This window comes from Bilophila wadsworthia ATCC 49260 (genome assembly GCF_000701705.1).
Taxonomy (GTDB): Bacteria; Desulfobacterota; Desulfovibrionia; order Desulfovibrionales; family Desulfovibrionaceae; genus Bilophila; species Bilophila wadsworthia.
The window spans coordinates 1-18144 of the sequence record NZ_JNJP01000073.1 but is presented as its reverse complement, the minus strand read 5'-3'; the positions used below and the strand labels follow the sequence as shown (position 1 = coordinate 18144).

Genomic DNA, 18144 nt, shown 5'->3' with positions numbered 1-18144 from the left:
CGAAGACAAAGCCGCGCTCAGAACCGCCCTTGCCAATCTCGGACGGGACGCTTCCGGCATTATTCCGCAGGGTATGGAAATTCTTTTCGAGTCGCCCGCCAATGCCACGCAGGACATCCCGGGCATTCTTGTTACCCGGTGTGAACAAGGCATGAGCAAGGCCATTCTCGGCGGGACGCTCACCACGCAGGCGGACGGTAAAACGTCCACCAACGCGCTCGGCGAAGTTCACAACGAAATCAGACATGACATCCTCACGTCCGACGCCGCGCAGATCGCCGCGACGATCACCCGGCAAATCCTCGCTCCGCTGGCCTATCTGAACTGCGGCGTCAGCGATCCGGCGTTGCTCCCGTGGTTCCGGTTCGACACAAGGCAGGCCGAAGATATTCAGGTGTTTGCCGACGCACTCCCCAAGCTGGCGTCAGTGATGGATATACCGGCGGCGTGGGCGCATGAGAAGCTCAAGATTCCGCAGGCCGGGGAAGGGGAAAAGGTGCTTGCCGTCAAGCCGCAGGCCATGCCGGAACCCACCGCGCTGACCGCAAGCGCCAAGGCCGAGGACGGCCCGGCGTCAAGCGGGTATGCGGATCAGGACGCGATCGACGCCATGCAGGCCGAGGATGCCCTTGCCGACGCCGCCGAAGCCCTGCTTGCGCCACTTATCGCCGAGATCGAAAACGGGCTGACGCCGGAAGAACTGCAAGAGCGCCTTGGCGATCTCTATCCGCAGCTTGACGAAACGCAACTTGCCGACCTGCTCGCGCGGGCGTTTTTTATTGCCGATCTGTGGGGGCGCGCCCATGCCAAGACCTGATCTGTCCTACGCGCTTGGCCTCACGCCGGTGGAGGCCGTGCGCTACTTCCGGTCAAAGGGCATCGCCGTTACCGAAAACTGGCATGATCTCTGGCAGGAGGCGCAGGCTCGCGCCTTCACCGTAACGGGTATCACGAAGCTTGATCTCATGCAGGACATCCGGGGTGCGGTCGATGCGGCGATCAAGGAAGGCAGGACGGAACAGTGGTTCCTGAACGAGCTTGCACCGATCCTCAAGAAAAAAGGCTGGTGGGGAAAAAAGGAAGTGACGGACCCGGACACCGGGGAAGTCCGGTATGTGCGGCAAGGCAGCCCGGCGCGGCTGAAGCTCATCTACCGCCAGAATACGCAATCCGCATACATGGCGGGCCGCTACAAGCAACAGCTCGAAAACGCGGATTCCGCCCCGTACCTGCGCTATATCGCCGTACTTGATCAGAAGACCCGGCCCGCCCATGCCGCCCTGCACAACATGGTTTTCCGGTTTGACGATCCTTTCTGGGGCGCAATGTATCCGCCGAACGGCTGGAATTGCCGGTGCCGCGTCGCCGCCTATTCCGAATCCCGCTTGAAGCGCCGGGGGCTGAAAGTCGAAAGCAGCGCCGGACACATGGTCACGCGGGAGGTCGAAACCGTCAATCGGCAAACCGGGGAAGTCGTCCGGCGCACCGTCACCGGCTACCGGCACGGCGGCAAGGGAAGCCTCGAATCCTTCACCGATGCGGGATTTTCATACAATCCCGGCAAGGTGTGGCTTGAAGACGCCCTTGCGAACGTGCCGGAACCCGCACAGGCGGTTACATGGAAGGATATGGGCTTGCGCCCCCTGCGCGACGTTCCCGCCGAGGAGCGTCTGCCTGCGCCGGAGCTGTTGCCCATAGCGGACTCGCAGGAAGAGGCGGAAAAGCGGCTTGCCGAGGCGTTGGGCTTTACGGACGAGCGTCAGCGCATCGTCGAGACGCCGATGGGGAGCCGCGTTATCCGGCGCGAATTGCTGGCGCATATGGTTGAGAAACGAAGCGACGCGCGGGAACGGTTTGCAAGCTACGTTTTGCCGACCTTGCAACAGCCCTTTGAAATCTGGCTCAAGCAACACGAAGACGGGAAGCTCAGGGAGAATTATATCGGCCTATTTCGGGAGGGCAAATATTCATTGCTTGTCGTCGTGCGGATGAACCGGGACGGCTCCCTCATATGGAATATGATGAACCGAAAAGATAAAGATATGGACAGGCTCAGAGAGGGCTTGCTTGTCTGGAGCAAAAAAAGAAAGCTGATTCGGGGTTGAGGCCTCTCGCAACAATATCCGGTGTTGGAGGGACTTTCAGCTGCGCATTGCTCCGGCAAGCCCGCAGTTTCGCGCCCGAATCAGCTCGTTGAAAGAAGGATACTCATGATCCACATAGATGTAAACATCGACACATCCGATCTCGAAGCCGCCATTTCCCGCCTACGCGAAAAGGCGCAGGACACCACGCCGATCATGCGCCGGTGCGCTGACGTACTGGCGGGGGCCGCCGAAGGTGCTTTTGACGATGAAGCCGATCCGGTGACGGGCGCGAAGTGGCAGCCGCTTGCGGCTTCAACGGCGGCGGCCCGTGCCGCCAAGGGGCATTCCGGCAAAATATTGCAGCTCACCGGAAGTCTCGCCTCTTCGCTTGAGCGCGACTTTGGGCGCAATTATGCGGTCGTCGGCACAGCCAAACCCTACGCGGCTGCCCACCAGTTCGGGGCTGCGACCAAACCGCATGTGATCCGGGCGCGCAACGGCAAAGCGCTCAAGATCCCCGGCGTGGGCTTCCGCCGTTCCGTCAATCACCCCGGATCGATTATTCCGGCGCGCCCCTTCCTTGGCATCGGCCCGGACGATGAAAAAGAACTGCTCGACATCTTCCGGGACGAGCTGCACAAGGCGCTGTACGGCTGATCGCCGAATCGCCGTTTTCAGGGCCGTTTTTCTTCCCGGATGAAGAACGGCCCGCGTTTTTCCTTTACGCATTTTTTAACGGGGGTCTAACGGCCTTCATTTGCGTGCCGCTTCTTTTTCCTCCTTCCGTTTTCCGTCCGTACCCGTTCCCCCGCCTTTTCACCCGCTGACATGCGTCAACTGGCGCGCCTCCCGCGTCCTGTTACTCTGACGCCATGAGCACAGCATACACCTCCTCCATCGCCGCCCGTGTCCTGACCGATGCGGGCGGCCCCGCGCCCGGACGTATCCAGCTTTTTCCGATGGGCGAGTTTTCCGCCCGCGACGGAAGGCCCGGCACGCTCAAGGGCGTCAATGTCAAGGCGTGGACCATCACCCCTATCATTGCCGCCGCCGTGATCGCCCGCTGGCAGGCGCGTGAAACGCCGCTTGTGGTGGACTATGAGCACCAGACGATAAACGCCGCCGAAAACGGCAAGCCCGCCCCTGCGGCGGGCTGGATCGAATCGCTGGAGGCGGGGACGGACGGGCTTTACGCCACGGTCAAGTGGACGGACGCCGCCCGCGCGTTCATCCAGGCAGACGAATACCGTTACATTTCCCCCGTTTTTTCTTTTGACCCCGAAACCGGGGCCGTGCTCGAACTGAAAAGCGCGGCCCTGACAAACTACCCCGCCCTTGACGGCATGGACGCCGTGACCGCGCGGGCAGAGGACGATCCCCCTATGAAGAAAGAAACGCTTGAGGCGCTCCGGCACTTTTTCGACCTTGCCGCCGACGCCGACGAAGACGCCGCCCTTGCCGCACTCAAGGCGCAGGGCCAGCCATTGGCCGCCATGCTCACCGCCGCCAAGGAAACCGCCCCCGATCCCGCTCAGTACGTGCCCGCCGCCATGCTTGCCGCCGCGCAGGAAAAGAACGCGGCGCTGGCCGCAAAGGTCAAGGAGCTGGAAGGCAACGGCGCTCTCGCCGCGCTCACCGCCGAGATCGACGCGGCGCTGGCCGACGGACGTTTGCCGAAGTCTTGTGAAGCGTGGGCGAAGGCCACCGCGAAGACGCACCCGGACGCCGTCAAAAGCTATATCGCGTCTTCCGTTCCCCCCATCGCCGCTCTGACGTCCACCCAAACCGGGGGCACCCCTCCCGCCGGAACGCCGCATGTCGCCGCCCTGACGGATGAGGAGCGGTACGCCGCGAAAGTCGCCGGCATTTCCGAAGAAGACTTTATCGCCGCCAAGGCGAAGGAGAAGAACTGATGCCCATTGCCACCAATTCGCTGCTCAACTCGCTTCGGGTGGGCTACAACGACGTCTTTGAAAAAGCCAAGGCGGCGGCCCCTTCCCAGTGGGCGACGCTCGCCACCCTCGTAGCCTCCACGGCGGCCTCCACCACCTACGGGTGGCTCGGGCAGTTCCCGAAGCTCGCGGAATGGACCGGGCAGCGATCCTACAAGAGCATGAAGGAATTCGGCTATTCGGTCACGAACAAGAAGTACGAAGCGTCCGTCAAGATTCCCCGCACGGCCTTTGAAGACGACACGCTTGACGTGTATGCGCCGCTGTTCCGGGAAATGGGGTATGCGGCGGCTACCCACCCTGACGAGATCGTTTTCGGACTGCTGAAGAACGGGCGGACCAACGACTGTTTCGACGGCAAGAAATTCTTCGCCGCCGATCATCCGGTCTATCCGAACGTCGACGGCACCGGTTCGGTCGCCAATGCCTCCAACCTGATTCGCCCAGCGGCCGTCAGCGGCACGGTGACGGATAAGACGGCGTGGTACCTGCTTGACGTGTCCCGCCCCCTGAAGCCCTTCATCTTTCAGGAGCGGACCAAGCCGGAGATCGAGGCGATCACGTCCACGGTGAACAACACGGTCTTTGAGTATGACGAGTACCCCTTTGGCATCCGTTACCGCTGCAACGGCGGGTATGGCTTCTGGCAGCAGGCCGTGTGCTGCACCGACGATCTCACCGCCGACAACTTCGAGCTTGCATTGGCTACCATGCAAGGCTTCAAGGCCGACGGCGGGCGGCCCCTTGGGCTTGGCTTCGGCGGTAAGGCCGGGACGCTGCTTGTCGTCCCGCCCACGCTGCAAGCCGACGCCCGGAAAATCCTTGTCGCCGAGCGCGACGACATGGGCGCGTCGAATATCTGGTTCGACGCGGCAACCATCGTAGTCTCGCCGTGGCTGGCGTAACCGCCTACGCCACCCCGGATCAGCTTGTCGCCCTGTTCGGTGAGGATGAAATGCTCACCCTCGCCGCCGGGGCGGACGGCGAGCTTGACACGGCCCGCGTCACGGCGGCGATCGAGTGGGCGTCAAGCGAGGCGGACAGCTATCTGTCCGCCCGCTATCCGACGCCGATCAGTCCCGTGCCGCCCATTTTGACCAACTGCGTCGGCGACATCGCCCGCTATCGGCTCACCGGGCACAACACGCTGGAAAACGAGGTTATCCTGCGCCGCTATGAAAAGGCGATCGATTGGCTTTTGCGCATTGCCAAAGGACTTGCCGATCTGCCGGGGCAGGACGCGGGCGGGGAATCCGGGGACGGTACGGACGGCGTGGGCATTACGCCGGGCACAAGGGACTGGCTATGATCGCAACCATTGAAACCGCCATTGTCGAAACCATCCGGGCGGCCCGCCTGCCGTACCTGCGGTATCTGGGCACCTACGGCGGGGAACTTGACGGCGAGCCGCAAAGCATCATCCGGCAAACGCCCGCCGTGTGGGTGTCCTACCGCGACGAATCCGCGCCCGATCCGCGCAATACGGGCCGCACACGCTGGACGGTCAATGCGACGTTCTCCGTGCTGGCCGCCGCCCGCAGTCTCAAAAACGAGGAGGCCACCCGCCACGGCGACGCCGTGCATGTGGGCAGCTACCAGATGATCGAAGACGTCCGGGCGCTGATCGGCTTCAACGACTTCGGGTTGCCCGGTGTCGACTACCTGCGCCCCGGACGCACCCGGACGCTGTTTAACGGGCGGCTGGCCGCGTGCAGCATGTCCATCCTCATGCAGGAATGGACCACACTTTACGATCTGCGCGTCCGCGAGCCGGGGGGGCGGGCGCTTGACGCCCCGCCCGGCGCATATCTTCCGCCGGAAGGCACGCGCCTGCCGGGCGACGCCTACGCGAAAGAAGATCCGTACCTCCCGCCGCTGTCAGGATTCGCCCTGCGGTACTGGCTGAAACCGCCGCTTGATCCGGATACCGACGAACCGAGCGCCGTTGATCTTATAACCCTCAACCAGAACAGGGGGTAACATGCTTACTGTGAAAGCCCGCCCCGGTGTTGCCGTGCCGATGGAGCATGACCCGCGCCGGTATATCACAGAGTCATCCGGCCCGGTCAAAGTGCCGGGGACGCCGTACTACCTGCGGCGTTTGCAGGACAATGATCTGGTGATCGTCCTGCCCGCCGAACGCGCCTACACACATGACGAGGAGACCGCCAATGGCTAGCGCGAACGTCAGTTTCGACAATATCCCGGCAAGCATCCGCAAACCGGGAAAATACCTTGAGTTCAATACCAAATTGGCCGTCCGCACGCTGGCCACCAACCCGCAGACGGTTCTGATCATCGCGCAGAAAACCGCCGACGGCACTGCCGCCGAAAAGACGCCTGTACAGGTCTTCGATACCGACACGGCGGGGAAGCTGTTCGGGGTCGGCTCGCAGGCCGCCCGCATGGTCCGGGCTGCCATGCGCGCCTACGGCTACGTCGATCTGTCCGTCCTGCCCGTTGCCGACGACAGCGCGGGCGTTGCCGCCTCTGGTTCTCTCAAGCTGACGGGCGACGCTACGGCGCAGGGCGTCATCACGTTGACGGTTGCGGATACGGAAGTGTCCGTTGTAGCCACTGCCGAAGATTCCGCCGAGACTCTGGCGACGGCCCTTACAACCGCAGTCAACGCCGAAAGGGATTTGCCGGTCACGGCGCAGGCCGCCACGGGCACCGTCACACTGACCGCGAAAAACAAGGGCACACTCGGCAACGGGATCGTTCTTGCGTACAGCAACACCGTTCCCGGCATCACGCCGACGTTGACCGCCATGACGGGCGGGCAGAAAGACCCGGACATTGCCGAAGCGCTGACCGCCGTCTTTGCCGCCGACTATACGATCTATTGCGTGCCGTGGGCGGTACAAGCCCCGCTTGCCGCCCTGCGCGAGCATCTGGACAATGTGGGCGGCCCGATGGAGCAACGCGGGGCGATCGGCGTCTACGCTTCCACGGGTACGCTGTCAGCCGCAACCACGCTTGCAGGCCAGCTCAATTCGGGCCGCATCACCGGGGCGCTTTTGCCCGGTTCCACCACGCCGCCCGAACAGATCGCCGCAGCCTACGCTGCCGTCTTGGCAAGCGAGGAAGACCCGGCGCGCCCGCTCAACACCTTGGTACTCACGGGCGTGACCGTGCCGCCCGTGGCCTCGCGCTTGGGCCGCACCGAGCAAGAGGTCTGCCTGAAAAACGGCGTAACCCCGCTGGAAGCCGGGCCGGGCGATGTCGTCCAGATCGTCCGGGCGATCAGCACATACACCGTCAACGCGGAAGGCACGGCGGACGTGTCGCTTTTGGACATCACGACGATCCGAACGCTTGACTATGTGCGCAAGGCGATCCGGGAGCGCATTTCCCTGCGCTTCCCGCGCGAGAAATTGTCCACCCGCACGCCCGCAAAAGTGCGCTCGGAAATCCTTGACGTCCTGCGCGGGCTTGAAAGCCTTGAAATCGTCGAGGAAGTGGACGCCAACGCCGACGGCGTGGTGGTCGAGCGCGATCTTCAGGATGCGAACCGGCTCGACGCCAAAATCCCCACCGACGTCGTCAACGGCCTGCACGTCTTCGCGGGTCGCATCGATCTTTTGCTGTAAAAGGAGGCGCATATGGCGCTTGAAGAATATGTCGGCGCGGTTGTCGTCGAGGTCAACGGGCGGGAGATTGAAGCCTTTTCTTGTTCCCCGTCGGCAAACACGGGCCGCAAGCCCGTCAAAACCATGAACCGCACACAGCGGATCGCCGGGTACACCAACGGCGTCTATGAGTACACCCTTGATCTGTCCGTCCCGGTGGAGGCCGACGGCGACACGATCGACTGGGAAAACGTCATTGACGCCAAGGTGGTCATCTACCCCGTAAAAGGCAACCGCCGCACGGCCTATACCGGGTGCGTTGTGACGGAAGTGGGCGAGCAGTACGAAACCGAAAACGAAGCCAAACGCGACATCAAAATGTTCGCGCAGGACAAAAAGGAAGAGTAGCGCATGGATACGATTAAAGGGCAATTTGCGATCGGGCTGTGGGACGAGAAGAGCAAAGCGTTCCAGCGGGATTTCGAGATGCGGCTTGCCACGCTTGAGGACACCGAGAACGCGCTTGAAGACACGCCCGAGTATGCCAGCACGGCGCGCATCCGGCGGCACGAGTGGGCGGCCTGCCTGCTTTCCGTCGGCTGCATCCCCGGCGACGAGATAACGCCGGAGCGGCTGGCGGAGCTGGCCAGCGTCGAGTTCGGCATCCTCGCCGACGCGCAGGATCGGCTTGTAAAAAAGCTCAGCGGCGGGAAAAGCGCCTCGCCGACGTCCGCCTGACCATCGCCGCGCTTGTCCGGCACGGTTTTTCTCCCGCTGACGTGCGGGGAATGACCGGGCCGGAGGCGGTCAGCTACCTTGAGATCTTTTACCCGAACCCCGACAAGGGCAAGAAAAAATACATCTCACTGAAAAGAAAGAGGAAAGGCAATGGCCCGCGATCTGGAAGTCGAAGCAAGGCTGACGCTGAAAGACGATCTCAGCAAAAAGGCCGGGACAGCGCTTGACGCCGTCAGCAAAAAGGCGCGCAACGCCGGGAAGGCCGCCGACGCGCTGGCGGCTACAAAAAAGGACGCGGGGGCGCAGGCGTACGAGCGGACGGCGCAGGCCGCCGACAAGGCCGCCACGGCGATCGACAAGGTGGCACGATCGGCGGATCGGGCGCGGGACGCCAGCGGGCGTTTCGTCAGCGGTTCCGGCTCCGGGCTTGGGCGCGTGGCGCAGGAAGCCGAAAAGGCCGAGCGCAGCATGGGGCGTCTGGAAGCGATGGCCCGGCGTACCGGCACGGCCCTTTCAAAAATGGGCGGCGCTATGGGCACCGCGCGCGACGTCGGGGCCGGGCTCATGGCGGGCGGGTATGTGGCGGCCCGGGCGGTGCAAAAGCCGATCGCCTATGAAAAGCAGCTCGCCGAAATGGCGAACAGCACCTATCGAAAACGTGATACCGCTGGCCGGATAGCGGGCATGAAAGACCTTGACGAAGCCGTTAAGGAAGCTGTCCGAAAAGGAGGGGGAAGCCGCGAACAGGCCGCCGGAGCGCTTGGCACGATGATCAGGGGCGATCTGGACGACGCCACGGCAAGAAGGCTGTTGCCGCTTGTCCAAAAGACCGCCACGGCGGCACAGGCGGACCCCAACGAACTAGCCGCGATCCTCGTTAAAGGGATCAAGCAGGGACAATTCAAGGTCGACGAAGCGGAAGAAGCGTTGGAAATGGCTCTCCGGGCCGGTGATGCCGGACAGTTTGAGCTCAAAGATCAAGCCCGCTGGCTGCCCCAGATATTCTCCGAGGGCAAGGGCATGAAGGGAATGGGGGGCTATAAACAGCACCTCGCCAACCTGCAAGCCATAGCGGAAGTGACAGGGTCAAGCGATCAGGCGGGCAACGCCTACTACAACCTGCTCGGCAAGCTGACGGCTCCCGACGTCGCAAAGAACCTTGAAGACTTTGGCGTCAATCTGCCGAAGGAGCTGGAAAAAGCGGCAATAGAGGGGGAAGACCCCGTATCGGCATTCGTCCGTATTGTGGAAGAGCGTGTCGTCAACACGAATAGAAGCTATAAAAAACTCAAGGCACAGCTCGCAACGGCGAAGGGGCCGGAGCGTCAGGCCCTTCTCCAGCAGGCCGAGGAAATCCTGCAAGGCTCCGCCGTGGGGCGAATCCTTCAAGACCGCGAAGCCAGACTCGGTTTTGTCGGTATAATGAGTCAGGGCGAGACGAAGAAAAACGTACTGGCCGAGCTTGATAATACCAAGGGCGCTATTGATGCCTCATACAAGGTCATGGCTTCCACAACTGACGCGCAGCTCCAGCAAGCGGCCAATGAAAAAGACATTGCCGCCAGCGACGCCTTTTCCGAAGTCAAACCGCATATCGACAACATGCTTACCGGCTTGCGCGACGCGGCACAGGAATTTCCCCGGCTGACGACGGTTGTCTATGAAGCCGCGACGGCCCTTGGCGTATTTGCCGCCGTCGGCATGGCGTGGGGCGGCTCCCGGATGCTTCGCGGGGGAGGCGGAAAGGTGCTCGGCGGCGTGGGCAAACTTTTGGGCGGGGCCGGGAAAACCGCCGTTGAGGCTGGCGGCAAGGCGACCCTCGCCAAGACCGCCGCCGATGTGGGCGGCAAGGCCATACTCAAGGGGACGGCGCTGGAAGCCGGGGGCAAGGCGGTTGCAGACGCCACGGCGAAGACGGTAGCGAAAGAGACCGTACAGGCCGGGGCAAGGACGCTCGGCAAGGGATTTCTTGGGGCCGAGTTTGCCATGTCCGCCTATGACATTTGGCAGACTGAGAACGACCCGGACCTGACGCGCCAACAGAAAGATCAGGCGAATATGGCTACCTACGGCGGTTTTGGTGGTGCGCTTGCCGGGGCGGCTGCGGGCGCTTCCGCCGGTTCCGTCGTGCCGGTGATCGGGACGACGGCTGGCGCGCTCATCGGCGGCCTGCTCGGCTGGTGGGCGGGGCGTGAGGCCGGGGAAGGCGCGGGCAAGCTTATTTACAGTGATCCCGTGTCAAAAGCCCAAACCGAGGAACGTCAGCCGATCGAGCTGAACGCGAAACTTGCCCTTGAGGTTGACGGTCTGACGCTCGCGGAAGTCATGGAAAAGTATCAAACCGAATACAATTTCAGGTCAAACTGATGGGCTGGAAAACCGAACTTCTCGACGCCTCTTTCCGGGGCGTCACGTTTGAAGTCGAATCAGTGCAGGACGACGGGGAAAAGTCTATCGTCGTGCATGAGTACCCGTACCGGGCCGGGGCCGAGATCGAAGACCTTGGGCGCAAGGCCCGGCGCATCCGCGTCACGGCACTTTTCTGGGGCGAAGACTACCTTTCTGGTGTGGCCTCACTCGTCAAGGCTTTTGAAGAAGCGGGCAAGGGTGAGCTTATTCATCCTGTTTTTGGCAGCGTGCAGGTTGCGATCATCCGTTGGGGCATTCCCCACCGGGCGGACGATCCCGATTACGTCGCCCTTGACTTCGAGGCCGTGGAAGCCAGTCTCGACAATCCTTTTTTCGACTATCAGTCTCCGCGTGCCGGGGCGGAGCAGGCGCAGGCGTCGCTTGACGCAAGCATTGCCGACGCGCTTTCTTTCATCGCTTCAACGGTGCGTGACAAACTCGCCGTGGCGCAGGAACACGCGCAGGCTGCCCGCGCCCGCGTGGAAAACGTGCTGGCCGCCGTGCTCGACATATACGACACGGGGCAATCAGTCGTCCGAACCGCGCTTTCATACGTCAACTATCCCGCAGCCTTCATGTCGGATCTGCTGGCCGTGCAGTCGAAAATCACGTCCGGCGTCGATCCGTCCGGTTCCTTTTCGGCGTGGACGCGGCTTTCCGATTCCTTCCCGCGCCTTGGGCGCACCGGCGAAACCGTCAAGAGCGAGCCGGTCGTGGGCGGCGTCTCGTCCCGCGTGCAAGGCTACGTGTCCGGCGGCGCGGATGGACGCGCCGAGCCGGTGCTTGCCGTCAAAAAGACTCCGGCAAAACAGCCTGTGCCGTTATTGAACGCCCCGGCCCCCGGCGCGGGGACGGTGGAGGATGTAGGCGTCATGGCGGCGACTGTGGCGCAGACCGTACAGCTTGCGGAAGCCACCGGGGGAATGCTTGCCGACGAACTGGACGATCCGGTGATGACTCCGCAAGAAATCGAGGCCGTGGTCGGCAATGTCCGCGAACGGGTACAGGATTCCATTGACTGGGTCCGGGCCGTGGCCGATCCGGAAACGGACTACGCGGCCTCTGAATCCTTGCGTACCATTGCCGACGCCGTGCAGACGTTGGGCGCGAAGGTTTTGGAGACGCGCCCTCCGCTTGTCGAGCACGTCGTCGAGACGGAATGCAACGCGCATCTGCTTGCTCATAAACTGTACGGCGACTTTGCCCGCGCAACGGAAATCGTCCGGCTGAACCCGCAGATCCGCAATCCGAACTTCATAGCCAAGGGGCAGGCCCTCCATGTCTACGCCGACTGACGCCGATCGCGTGACGCTGCATATAGCCGGGCACGTCCACGCCGATTGGTTAAAATACAGCATTGATTCCGATTTCTTTACACCGGCGGACGGCTGGAGCGTGTCTTTGGGCACGCCCGCAGCGGCGTTGCCGGAATACCTCCAGCCGTGGGCCGAAGTGCAGATCCGCATCGGGGACGAGCTTGTCATGTCCGGGCGCGTCGACCGCGTGCGCCATGCCTTCCGCAAGGGCGAGCACATACTGAACATTCGGGGGCGCGACGGTGCGGCTGTACTGCTTGACTGTTCCGCCCCCATTTTCGTCAGCCGTGAAATCACCTTGCCGGAAGCCGTCGCCGCCGTTGCCCGGCCCCTTGGCATCACCAAGCTCGACATCGCCGGGCGTGACGCGGCTTTCGTCAAAGTGACGGTCGAGCCGGGCATGTCGGCGTGGGAAGTCATCCAGCAGGCCGCCGAAGCAAGCGGCCTGTGGCCGTGGTTCACCCCGGACGGGACCCTCAAGATCGCGGCCCCGGACTATACCGCGCCGCCCGTCGCGGCCCTGATCATGCGGCTGGACGGCAAGGGCAACAACGTGATCGACCTTGAGATCGATAAGGGCTGTGAGCGCCGTTATTCAGAAGTGACGGTCCTCGCGCAGGGGGCCGGGACGGAAAAGAAAAAGGGCAAAAACGCCATGAAGGGCAAGGCCACGGACCCCAATGTGAAGTGGTACAGGCCGTTGATCGTCTCGGAAGGGTGTCTCGATTCCCCCGGCGACGCCCTGAAAAAGGCCAAGAAACGGCTTGCCGACGGCGTGATGGACAGCTTCACGATCACGGCAAAGGTACGGGGCCACCGCACCAGCGACGGGAAGCTGTGGGAGCCGGGCCAGCGCGTCACTTTGAACGACGGCGAACACGTTTACTTTCTCACCCGGCGCACGTTCAACGGCGGGCGGGACGGCACAACAACCACGCTTGTCTTGAAACCAGACGGGGTTTGGCTGCCCGACACAAGCAAAAAAGGCAAGCGCGGGAAAAAAGGCAGGAAAGCCTTTTCCGGCTCATGGGATTTTGGAGACGAGACATGACCACCGCGCAGATGATCAAGGATGCCATTGCCCGCGCGCTTGCCGCCGTGCGCCTTCCGTTCCGGGCCGTGCTCGGCGGGCTGAACGGCAAGCCCGGCGTACAGCTTGCGCAAGGCGACGCCCTGAACGGCGAAAAGCTGGAAGCCGCTGAACTGTTCCAGCAATTCGGCTTTACGTCCGGGGTCCCGGCGGGTTCCGAGCTTATCGTTTTGCCCTTGGGCGGCAAGACGGCGCACAGCGTTATCGTGGCGACGGAAAACGGCGCGTACCGGGTGCAGGTCGGCGGTGGTGAAGTGTGCGTCTACAACCAGTGGGGCGCGAAAATCACCTTGAAAAAAGAAAAGATCATCGAGGTGGATTGCGATCACTTTATCGTGAAAGCCAAAGAAGACGTGCTGATGCAGACAAAAAGCTACACGGTGCAGGCGGACGCGGGCGTCACCTACCAGACGCCCGGCCTTGCCTACGGCGGGGCCGCCAGCCGCAGCCACGCCGCCGGGCGCACCGTGGCCCGCATCACCGGCGATATGCACCTTGACGGCGAGATCACGACTACCGGCGATCAGACGGCTGCGGGCATATCCACCGCACACCATACACACCAAGGCGACAGCGGCGGCACCACCGGCGAGCCGCAGTAACCGCCTTTCCTTCTTTTCTCCCGCTGACATCCGTCAACTGGCTCGCGTCCATGCGTTTGCTATCATGTAACGCATGGACGTTTTCTTTATGGCCGACGGCAGTCCGCGCGCGTGCGCGCGTTTGAGCGACGAACGAGGGTCCGGCGGAGCTTTGCCCGCCGGACATGAAACCGAGTGAGGAGCGGCCCGTGGACGCTTTTCTTGATCCCTCTTCCGGCGACTACACCGGCGAACGCATTGCTACGTTGGCAAATGCCGTCTACCTGCGCCTGATGACGCCACTCGGCGGTTGGTGGGCCGATCCGTCTTTGGGCTCGCGCCTGCATGAGCTGACGCGCGAAAAAGACGTGCCCCGCGTGCGCAAGCTGGCCGTACAGTATGTCGAGCAGGCCCTTGCCCCGCTGGTCAGGGATGGGCGGGCGCGTTCCGTCAGTGTCACCGCCGATGCGCCGTGTGACGGGCGGTGTCTGTTGCATATCGAGGTGGTCGACCTGACGGGCCGCCGTTCCTTGTACTCATACCCGGTCAAAGTGAGCTGATATGCCGTACACGAACCCCGATTTTGCGACGATCCGCGAGCGTATGCTGCGCGACGCCCGCAACCTCGATCCGACAGCTTCAACGGATGGAGACAGTGATCTTTTTGTCCGCTCCTCATGCACGGCGTCGGCGGTCGAGGGGCTTTATGATTACCAGTCGTGGCTTGCCCGCCAGCTTTTGCCGGATACCGCCGATACTGAGTATCTGGAGGCGCACGCCGCCTTGCGCGGCATTGTCCGCAAAGTGGCCGTTGCGGCCTCGGGAACCGCGACGTTTACCGGCACGCCGGGCGTTATTTTGCCGTCAGGGGCAAGCCTGAAAAGCGCCGCAGGCACCCTATACCAGACCACGGCTGACGGGACCGTCGGCGGCGAGGGGACCGTGACCGTAGCCTGTGCCGCCGCCACCGCCGGAGCCGTGCCCGATCTGATCGGCGACACGGTGACGCTTATGCAGCCGCCTACCGGGATTGAAGCCGTCGGCACGGCGACAATCACGGGCGGCGCGGACGCGGAAAGCGACGCCTCGCTTTTGTCCCGGCTGCTCGACTACATGCAAAACCCTCCCGGCGGCGGAAATGCCGCCGACTATCGCCGGTGGGCGAAATCCGTAGCGGGCGTGGGCGAAGCGTATGTTTACCCGCTCCGCCAAGGAGCCGGGACCGTCGACATTGTTATTACTGGCGACGGCGTCATCGCTTCTGATGAAGTTGTGCAGGCGGCGCAGGCGTATATCGACGAGCAGCGTCCCTGCACGGCAAAGGCGTCGACCGTGATCGCGGCTGTGGCGCTCACCGTGGACGTGACGCTCAAAATCTTGCCCGCCACGGGCTACACGCTTCAAACGCTCACGGCCCCGGTTCGCGAAGCCGTGCAGGCCACATTTGCGGACTGTCAGCCCGGCTCCCATATCTATCTTTCCGTGCTGATCGCCGCCGTTTCAGCCGTGCCCGGCGTCGCCGACGTTGCCGTTGTTCTGCCCGTATCAACGGTTGTGCCCACGGCGATCCAGTGGCCTCGTTGCGGTACCGTGACGCTGGAGGCGGTGTAATGGGGCACGCAACCCTTTTGCGGCGGCTTTTGCCGCCTACCAGCTACGATCCGAACGGCGCGCGCCTTGGCGTATCAGTCGACATGGAAGGAAAGGAGCTTGATCGCGTGCTTGCCGACGCGCCGCACGCCGTCGGCGCGCTCCGGCCATTCACATATCAGGAGTGGCTCGAAGACTATGAGCGCGTCTACAGCCTGCCTGACGCTTGCTTGCAGGACGGTTCCCTTTATCAGGATCGACTCGGCTTCATCGCGCTGGCCCTGCGTGAGCGCGCAGGTATTTCGATCGGCTGGCTCGTCCAATACGCTACCCTCGCCGGGTACGACGTCACGATCTCAGAATTTTCCCCATTTGTCGCCGGTTCCCGCGCCGGTGACGCGCTGACGAACGGCGCATGGCTCTACGCTTTCACCGTCCACGCCGCAGGCGAAATCGCGCGGCGGTTCTGTGCCGGACGCTCGGTCGCCGGGGAGCCGCTTGCGTACTGGGGCGAAGGGCCGCTTGAATGCATCATCAACAAATACAAACCAGCGCACGCCGTGGCCCTGTTCGCTTACGGCGCGTGAGGAGGCTTCAATGCATCGCATCGACACTTCAACGGCAACTTCTGACGGCCTTTTCACCGAAGGCGATCCGCTTGCCCCAACCCCTGCGACCGTCGTTTCGGCGGACTGGCTGAATGCCGTCCAAGAAGAAATCGTAAGCACGCTTTCGGCGGCGGGGATAGTACCGGACAAGTCCGATAACACGCAGCTTGCCGCCGCCATATCCGCACTCATACTTGCGCAAAAAATAAAGCTGACGGATCGGGTCAATCTTACCGACTCGGCGACGGCTGCATCGGCAACTGCGGTCAAGACCGCCTACGATGCTGCGCAGGCCAAGTTGCCTCTGGGCGGCGGCATCGTGACTGGCAGTATCCAGATCAATGATCCCGCAAATGTGATCGGATCGGCACCCTCTGCCAACACCGAACGCGGCCTGTTTCTTGGCGACAAAAACAGCGTGATCATGGGCGGGTTCGATATCATACAACACGCTTCCGACAACGCGAAGCGGACGCAGATGTTTGCAAAGAATGCTTCCGGTGTGATCGCCTCAATCGCGGCCGTAACGCATGAGGACGGTACGAGAGAGATTTCGACTGATTGCCCGATGCGGCTCAGTGATGTGCAGATAGAGCGCCTTTTTGCTGACAGCGTGCGCCTGATCAAGTTCTCAGGGGCACGCGGAAAAGAGGGGCTGGCGATGCGTTACTCCCCCGATAATGGCGAGCTCTATCTTGACGGTAGGGCGGTGCACGGAAAAGCTGATAGCGCCGGATACGCAGATACCGCCGGGAGTGCGAATGCGCTTGGCGGCAAGGCTGAAAGTGCGCTCTCCGTCGCTTTTGCAAGCGAGGCTCAGAATGCGTTTGGGCTCAAAGGCATGGACATGATCATTGTGAAGACAACGCATACGCTGCCTAATTACGGTACATGGAAATATATGTATCTTGTAGCAACAGATGAAAAATGGATCGATATGGTCATCGGGGAAAGTCCGGGAGGTACAACTTTGACACCTAATTACCCGGGATACCCAGATGCTTTCATGGACGGAATGGCTTTCAGAAGCGCATAGGAGAAGCAAAATGGCGAAAGACTACGGAACCATCATCTACAGAAAAGAGACACGCTCATACGTGGTCGGCAAGCTCTGCGTGCCGCATCCCGATGATGATACTGTCCCCGATGAAGTACGCCGTCAGTTCGCTGAATTGTGGGCTGATGTCGACGCATACGCCGAGGCACACCCGGAGATGGTAACCGAGGAGCAGCCCTACGTCCCGCCCGTACCGACGCTGGAGGAACTGAAAATAGCGAAGAAAGCACGGATCGACGCGGAAACGTCCGCCGCCATTGCTTCCGGGTTCGACTATGCCGTGGACGGGGTGACATATCATTTCAGCTATGATGCCTTTGACCAGCAGAATTTTGCGGATACGGCGAACGTCTGCCTGATGAAGCAATCGGGAATGCCGGGTCTGCCGGACTCCGTAACGTGGAACGCCTACACGCCGGATGGCGACATGGTGCGCCTGACGTTCGATGCATCGGGCTTCCTCGCGCTCTACGCGGGCGGGGCCATGAAGCACAAGAACGGGACGATGCAGCGCGGCGGGGAACGCAAGGCGGCGGTGGAGGCCGCGGCTACTGCGGAAGAGGTTGAAGCCGCATGACCTACGGAAAACACATCCTCATCGGCTTCGATCAATTCCTCAACACCCTGTTCATGGGCTGGCCTGACGAGACACTGAGCAGCCGATGCTGGCGGTGGGAACAGGCAGGCATCCGCGCATGGCTCCGTAAGCTCGTGGACGGGCTGTTCTTTTGGCAGAGGGAACACTGCAAAAGTAGTTATGAGAGCGAGAGGGAAGGCAGGCAGTCGCCGCCGGAGTTGAGACGTACCGGAAAATTATCAATTAAAAATTGATTTTTATTCATAATAAGTTTATCCTGTTCAAAAATAGGAGTACTTGTCATGAGCCTTGAACGTGTCCGTGCGCAGCTTGGTAAGTTCGGTTTGGCAAAGCCTAACGATGAAATGGCCGTCACAGTTCAGCCTCTCTCGCCCTATTATCTGTTCAGTGATTCAATCGGAGAGACCTTTCTGATTGCTCGTGCAGATGATGTTGAACAGCGGTTGAACGCCATTTCGTATAACATGGGGAAGTTAACGTATGAGCAGTTCTGGAGTGGCGTATGGCTCGGAAGAGTTCCCCATTACCGTGGTTTTGACGAGCTAT

The 18144-nt window shown here is 61.8% G+C and carries 22 protein-coding genes; all 22 read left to right on the top strand.

Annotated elements, in window-relative coordinates; all coding sequences use genetic code 11:
* The coding region (locus T370_RS24545) for a phage portal protein family protein (protein ID WP_029436473.1) at positions 1-817 on the top strand (817 nt) is incomplete at its 5' end.
* Positions 804-2105, top strand: coding sequence for a phage minor head protein (locus T370_RS24540; RefSeq protein WP_081847586.1), 1302 nt, complete (start codon positions 804-806; stop codon positions 2103-2105). The genes T370_RS24545 and T370_RS24540, both read left to right, overlap by 14 nt.
* Before the next feature lie 105 nt (positions 2106-2210).
* Positions 2211-2744, top strand: coding sequence for a phage virion morphogenesis protein (locus T370_RS0117280; protein ID WP_029436471.1), 534 nt, complete (start codon positions 2211-2213; stop codon positions 2742-2744).
* A gap of 215 nt (positions 2745-2959) precedes the next feature.
* Complete coding sequence (locus tag T370_RS0117275) at positions 2960-4000, top strand: phage protease (RefSeq protein WP_029436470.1); 1041 nt, start codon at positions 2960-2962, stop codon at positions 3998-4000.
* The gene (locus T370_RS0117270) at positions 4000-4944 is read left to right on the top strand and encodes a Mu-like prophage major head subunit gpT family protein (RefSeq protein WP_029436469.1); all 945 of its coding nucleotides are present in this window, start codon (positions 4000-4002) and stop codon (positions 4942-4944) included. The genes T370_RS0117275 and T370_RS0117270 overlap by 1 nt, the downstream gene beginning before the upstream one ends.
* Positions 4932-5348: a gp436 family protein gene (locus tag T370_RS0117265; RefSeq protein ID WP_248604278.1), complete on the top strand. Its 417-nt coding sequence runs from the start codon at positions 4932-4934 to the stop codon at positions 5346-5348. The genes T370_RS0117270 and T370_RS0117265 overlap by 13 nt, the downstream gene beginning before the upstream one ends.
* Complete coding sequence (locus T370_RS0117260; protein WP_029436467.1) at positions 5345-6019, top strand: phage tail terminator protein; 675 nt, start codon at positions 5345-5347, stop codon at positions 6017-6019. The genes T370_RS0117265 and T370_RS0117260 overlap by 4 nt, the downstream gene beginning before the upstream one ends.
* Before the next feature lies 1 nt (position 6020).
* Positions 6021-6218 carry a DUF2635 domain-containing protein gene (locus T370_RS0117255; RefSeq protein ID WP_029436466.1) on the top strand — a complete coding sequence of 66 codons (198 nt, stop codon included), beginning with the start codon at positions 6021-6023 and terminating at the stop codon, positions 6216-6218.
* Positions 6211-7632, top strand: coding sequence for a phage tail sheath C-terminal domain-containing protein (locus T370_RS0117250; protein WP_029436465.1), 1422 nt, complete (start codon positions 6211-6213; stop codon positions 7630-7632). Before T370_RS0117255 ends, T370_RS0117250 begins: the two co-directional genes overlap by 8 nt.
* A 12-nt stretch (positions 7633-7644) precedes the next feature.
* Positions 7645-8019: a hypothetical protein gene (locus tag T370_RS0117245; protein WP_029436464.1), complete on the top strand. Its 375-nt coding sequence runs from the start codon at positions 7645-7647 to the stop codon at positions 8017-8019.
* 3 nt (positions 8020-8022) lie between these two features.
* Positions 8023-8349 carry a hypothetical protein gene (locus tag T370_RS0117240; protein ID WP_029436463.1) on the top strand — a complete coding sequence of 109 codons (327 nt, stop codon included), beginning with the start codon at positions 8023-8025 and terminating at the stop codon, positions 8347-8349.
* Between the two features lie 150 nt (positions 8350-8499).
* Positions 8500-10716: a phage tail tape measure protein gene (locus tag T370_RS0117235; protein ID WP_051643883.1), complete on the top strand. Its 2217-nt coding sequence runs from the start codon at positions 8500-8502 to the stop codon at positions 10714-10716.
* A complete protein-coding gene (locus T370_RS0117230) occupies positions 10716-12053 on the top strand; it encodes a DNA circularization protein (protein ID WP_029436461.1) in 1338 nt (445 codons plus the stop codon). The genes T370_RS0117235 and T370_RS0117230 overlap by 1 nt, the downstream gene beginning before the upstream one ends.
* Complete coding sequence (locus T370_RS0117225; RefSeq protein WP_051643882.1) at positions 12037-13125, top strand: phage baseplate assembly protein; 1089 nt, start codon at positions 12037-12039, stop codon at positions 13123-13125. The genes T370_RS0117230 and T370_RS0117225 overlap by 17 nt, the downstream gene beginning before the upstream one ends.
* The gene (locus T370_RS0117220) at positions 13122-13766 is read left to right on the top strand and encodes a phage baseplate assembly protein V (RefSeq protein ID WP_029436459.1); all 645 of its coding nucleotides are present in this window, start codon (positions 13122-13124) and stop codon (positions 13764-13766) included. The genes T370_RS0117225 and T370_RS0117220 overlap by 4 nt, the downstream gene beginning before the upstream one ends.
* Positions 13767-13954: 188 nt before the next feature.
* Positions 13955-14305, top strand: coding sequence for a phage GP46 family protein (locus T370_RS0117215; RefSeq protein ID WP_029436458.1), 351 nt, complete (start codon positions 13955-13957; stop codon positions 14303-14305).
* Position 14306: 1 nt separating this feature from the next.
* Positions 14307-15356 (top strand): baseplate J/gp47 family protein, encoded by a 1050-nt coding sequence (locus tag T370_RS0117210; protein ID WP_029436457.1) that lies wholly within the window; start codon positions 14307-14309, stop codon positions 15354-15356.
* Entirely contained in the window at positions 15356-15922 is a 567-nt protein-coding gene (locus T370_RS0117205; protein ID WP_029436456.1) for a YmfQ family protein, read from the top strand. The genes T370_RS0117210 and T370_RS0117205 overlap by 1 nt, the downstream gene beginning before the upstream one ends.
* 10 nt (positions 15923-15932) lie before the next feature.
* Positions 15933-16979, top strand: a complete 1047-nt coding sequence (locus T370_RS23770) for a tail fiber protein (RefSeq protein WP_051643881.1) — start codon at positions 15933-15935, stop codon at positions 16977-16979.
* 10 nt (positions 16980-16989) lie between these two features.
* The gene (locus tag T370_RS23765) at positions 16990-17577 is read left to right on the top strand and encodes a DUF4376 domain-containing protein (RefSeq protein ID WP_051643880.1); all 588 of its coding nucleotides are present in this window, start codon (positions 16990-16992) and stop codon (positions 17575-17577) included.
* On the top strand, positions 17574-17831 hold the full coding sequence (locus T370_RS0117190; protein ID WP_029436453.1) for a hypothetical protein: 258 nt from the start codon (positions 17574-17576) through the stop codon (positions 17829-17831). Before T370_RS23765 ends, T370_RS0117190 begins: the two co-directional genes overlap by 4 nt.
* Before the next feature lie 48 nt (positions 17832-17879).
* A partial coding sequence (locus T370_RS23050) for a hypothetical protein (protein ID WP_034506885.1) occupies positions 17880-18144 on the top strand: 265 nt, incomplete at its 3' end.